General features: G+C 32.6%; 4 protein-coding genes. All 4 read left to right on the top strand.

The features are described from left to right. Positions 1–689 (top strand): winged helix-turn-helix transcriptional regulator (locus MR593_RS01050; RefSeq protein ID WP_290686011.1); only part of this gene is annotated, 689 nt, incomplete at its 5' end. 425 nt (positions 690–1,114) lie between these two features. Next, on the top strand, positions 1,115–2,293 hold the full coding sequence (locus tag MR593_RS01045; protein ID WP_290686009.1) for a M20 metallopeptidase family protein: 1,179 nt from the start codon (positions 1,115–1,117) through the stop codon (positions 2,291–2,293). 21 nt (positions 2,294–2,314) lie between these two features. Beyond that, positions 2,315–3,856, top strand: a complete 1,542-nt coding sequence (locus MR593_RS01040) for an AbgT family transporter (RefSeq protein WP_331474704.1) — start codon at positions 2,315–2,317, stop codon at positions 3,854–3,856. A gap of 160 nt (positions 3,857–4,016) precedes the next feature. Then, the coding region (locus tag MR593_RS01035; protein WP_290686007.1) for an amidohydrolase at positions 4,017–4,933 on the top strand (917 nt) is incomplete at its 3' end.

Genomic DNA, 4,933 nt, shown 5'->3' with positions numbered 1-4,933 from the left:
TTGTAGCTATTTTTGTAGAAATAGATTTTCCAGACTCTTATTCTATAATAAGCAGAAATGAATACTATTATGTGAAGGAAAAAAACAAGGTTACAGAAATTATTTATGAATTTGCAAATAAAATAGAGGCTGCTGTAATTGAATTTAGCTATAATATGTATATAATGATTTCTACAAAAAAAATACTAGAAACAGAGACTGAAAATTATACAAAAATAGATTTGCTAGAGGATATTGGTGAGAAGTCATTAAATAAAATTTCAATGGGAATAGGATATGGTAAAACAGCAAGTGAAGCTAAGTATAAGGCTAACGATGCTGTGAGAAAGGCCAAAGGCTATCCAAATGAAAATATAGCCTATATTATCTATGAAGATGGTAGAATTATTGGTCCTGTAAAATCAAAGGTAGAGAGTAAAAGAGAAATCGCAGTTAACGATAGATTAATTAAAATAGCGGAGATAACAAATGTGAGCATAAAAAAGATATTGGCTTTTTACAATGCGATAGATATATGCAAGAAGGATAGGTTTACAGCAGATGAATTGTCAAAGCAATGCAATATGTCTTATAGAACTGTAAATAGAGCTATTAATAAGCTAGAGAGCTATGGATATGTAGAGGTTGTAGGCAAGCATTTTGAAGACGGTTCTGGTAGACCGAGAAGAATAATAAAGTTTAATTTTTAGAAATATGAAAGAAGGCATATTAAGTATGTGATAACTTGAACATATTAATATGTCTTTTTTATTGTAAATTAACGAATATACAAAAAATATAGAAAATTTCAAAAAATAATTCGCATATATTTTAAAAAAATAATTATCGATATGTAAATAATACAGAAAAAATATAATACAAATAAATACAAAAAAAATAAAGTACAATTTTGGTAAAAAAAAGATTATTTTGTAAAAAATGAGTATTTGCAACGGTTAAAAAAAATTAACTTGTAATAATATTTTTAATTATGTAAAAAAATGTATTTATTTTTAGAATTATTGACATTTTTGTGTCATTTTAAAGTCAAATGTGTTATCCTATAATTTAGATATATACATAAATTGTATGATTTAGAAAATAATTCAATTAAGATTTTACGGGGAGGCAAGTTATGAACCAAAAATTAGAAGATTTATGGGAAAAGCATTATGAAAGGGTATATGAAATAAGACATCAAATTCATATGCATCCAGAAGTAGGATTTGAAGAATATGAAACTTCTAAATTAATAGCATCTGAATTAGAAAAATTAGGAATTGAAGTTACTAAAAATGTAGCAAAAACTGGTGTTGTAGGTTTAATAAAAGGAGGACATCCTGGAAAAACTGTGGCACTTAGAGCTGATATGGATGCGCTTAGAGTAAATGAAGAATCAAACTGTGAATTTAAATCTAAGGTTCCTGGAGTGATGCATGCTTGTGGACATGATGGACATACAGCAAGTCTTTTAGGCGTTGCGATGATGCTAAACGAAATAAAAGATGAATTACACGGTAATGTAAAATTAGTATTCCAACCAGCAGAAGAAGTTGAAGGTGGAGCATTGCCAATGATCAATGACGGCGTCTTAGAAAATCCAAAGGTAGATGCAATATTCGGTGGACATCTATGGGGAAGTGTCGAAGCAGGAAAGGTTGCAGTAAAACACGGAGCTATGATGGCATCACCTGATATATTTACAGTAAAAATAACAGGAAAAGGTGGACACGGTGGAGTACCTCATGCAACTGTAGATCCAGTTCCAATGATGGCACAGGTTATAAATGCTTTCCAAACTATAGTCAGCAGAAAAAATGATCCAACAAATCCACTTGTAATATCTTGTTGTAACGTGCATTCTGGTGAATGTCACAATGCTATACCAACAGAAGCTATAATCCAAGGAACAGTCAGAACTTTAAATGAAGAAACTAGAACTTGGGCAGAACATACAATGGAACAATTTGTAAAAGGTATAGTTGAACCTCAAGGTGCTAGCTATGAATTTGAATTTATTAGACAATTCCCACCTCTAATAAATGACAAAGAAGCTACAGATGTATTAGAAGCAGCTGCTAAGAAAATAGTAGGAGATGAAAATGTATACGAGCTTCCTACACCATCTATGGGTGGCGAAGATTTCGCATTTTTCGCTGAAAGAGTACCTGCATCATTTGCATTTGTAGGAATGGCAGACGATATAAATAATCCTATATTGCATCACAATGCTAAATTTGCTTGGGAAGATAAGCATATGAAAAACTTATCACTAAGCTTAGCACAGGCTGCTATAGATTATTTAAATAAATAAATATAAAGGGAGGTTTTCGTTTTGGAAAAGAAACAAGCTACCGCAGAAAAACAAAGTCTGTTTATGAGATTCTTAAATGGAGTAGAAAGAGTTGGTAATAAATTACCAGACCCAGTAACAATATTCTTTGCATTATGGTTTGTTGTTATAGCAATATCAGCCATAGTAGCAAAATCTGGTGTTACAGCAGTCCATCCAGGTACAGGGGAAACTGTTGCAGGTGTAAACTTATTATCAAAAGAACAATTGCAATTATTCTTATCAAGTATAGTTACTAACTTTACAGGATTTGCACCTTTAGGACTAGTTTTAGTTACAATGCTAGGTGCAGGTTTAGCTGAAAAAGTAGGAATGATGGAAATAATGTTAAAATCAGTTGCTAGCAAAATTCCTAACAAGTTAGTTACAGCTGCAGTTATATTCATAGGTATAATGGCTAATGCTGTTGCTGATGCTGGTTTCGTTGTATTCCCACCATTAGCTGCATTAATCTACATAGGAATCGGTAGACATCCATTAACTGGTATGTTCGCTGCATATGCAGGTGTTGCTGCAGGTTTCTCTGCTAACTTAATCATCTCAATGCTAGATGCTTTAGTTGCAGGATTTACTATACCAGCTGCACAAATAATCGATCCTAACTACACAAGTACTCCAGCTATGAACTACTATTTCTTAATAGTATCATGCTTCATATTAACAGCTGTAGGTACATTCGTAACTGAAAGATATATAGCTCCACGTTTTGATGGAACTCCATATGAAGATACAGGATATGATGCTAATGCAGAAGTTACACCACAAGAAAAGAAAGCATTAAAATATGCTGGTATAGCAATGTTAATATTCGTAGTAATAGTAGTTGCTTTATGTATAGGACCTAATGCATTCATGAAGGATAAAGAAACAGGTTCATTATTAGCACCAGCTGCTCCATTAATGGCAGGTATGGTTCCACTTATCACTTTATTATTCTTCATACCTGGTGTTGTATATGGTGTAGTTGCTGGTAAAATCAAAAACGATAAAGATATAGCAGCTTTATTATATGAATCAATGGCTGGAATGGGATCTTACATAGTTTTAGCATTTGCTGCAGGTCAATTCTTAGCATTATTCAACGCATCAAATATGAGTTCATTACTTGCTATAAAAGGTGCTGAATGGTTAAAGAACGTAGGATTAACTGGTCCACTTCTAATAGTAGCATTCGTTGTATTCGCTTGCTTCATAAACATGTTCGTAGGAAGCTGTTCTGCTAAATGGGCTATAATGGCTCCAATATTCGTTCCTATGTTTATGTTATTAGGATATTCTCCAGCTTTAACTCAAATGGCTTACAGAATAGGTGACTCAATCACTAACCCAATATCACCGATATTCACATACTTCCCAGTTATACTGGCCTATGCTAAGAAGTACGACAAGAATGCTGGTATGGGTACAATAATGTCAGCTATGCTACCATTCTCTATTATATTCTTTATAGCTTGGATAGTATTACTATTAATATTCATGATAGCAAATATACCTCTAGGACCAAATGGAAATATTTACTTATAGGGTATAAAATACAGGATATAAATCTCGCAAATAAATTTTGATGTAGATTTAGATATAATTGACTAATATTAAAGAGCTATATCAATTTTGAGATAGCTCTTTAATTCATTAAAATAAAATTTATTAAGTATAAATTGATTAAAGAAAAGAGGAAATTAAAATGGAAATAAAAGAATTAGCAAAGAAAAACAAAGATTATGTTATCTCATTGAGAAGACATTTCCATCAATATCCAGAAGCTAGTATGCAAGAATTTGAAACTAGTAAAAAAATAAAAGAGGAACTAGACAAAATGGGAATAGAATATGTAAGTGCTGGTGGAACTGGTGTTGTAGCTACTATAAAAGGTGCAAATCCAGGAAAAACAGTTGCTCTTAGAGCAGATATAGATGCTTTAAGCGTAGAAGAGCTTACAGATTTTGAATTCAAATCTAAAAATGAAGGTATGATGCATGCTTGTGGTCATGACTGTCATATATCTATGCTTTTAGGTGCTGCAAAGATACTTAATGAAGTAAAGGATCAAATAAATGGTACTGTAAAATTATTATTCCAACCAGGTGAAGAAAATGCTAAGGGTGCATTTGCAATGATAGACGATGGAGCTCTTGATGGTGTAGACGGAATATTTGGTATGCATATATGGGCAGATGTTCCAGTAGGAAAAGTATCTATAGAACCTGGTCCAAGAATGGCATCTGCAGACTGGTTCTACATAAATGTAAAAGGTAAGGGTGGACATGGTTCTCAACCAGAAAATTGTATAGATGCTGTTGTTGCAAGTTCTGCTATAGTTATGAATTTACAATCAATAGTAAGTAGAGAAACAAAACCATCTAGTCCATTAGTTCTTACTGTAGGTATGTTAAATTCAGGAACTAGATTTAACGTTATAGCTGAAGATGGATATATGGAAGGTACTACTAGATGCTTCGATCCAGAGCTTAGAAAACAATTACCTGTAATGATGGAAAGAGTAATCAAAAATACTGCTGAAGCATACAGAGCAGAAGCTACATTAGATTTTGACTTTGCTGTTGCCCCAACAATAAATGATCCTCAATGTGCTGAAATAGG

Origin of the sequence: Intestinibacter sp. (genome assembly GCF_022780145.1) — a bacterium.
In the GTDB taxonomy this organism is placed as follows: Bacteria; Bacillota; Clostridia; order Peptostreptococcales; family Peptostreptococcaceae; genus Intestinibacter.
This window is presented reverse-complemented; position numbering and strand designations above follow the sequence as displayed.

Coding starts and splice junctions, on each gene's coding strand:
- MR593_RS01045 (WP_290686009.1), top strand. CDS start 1,115: ATGAACCAAAAATTAGAAGATTTATGGGAAAAGCATTATGAAAGGGTA.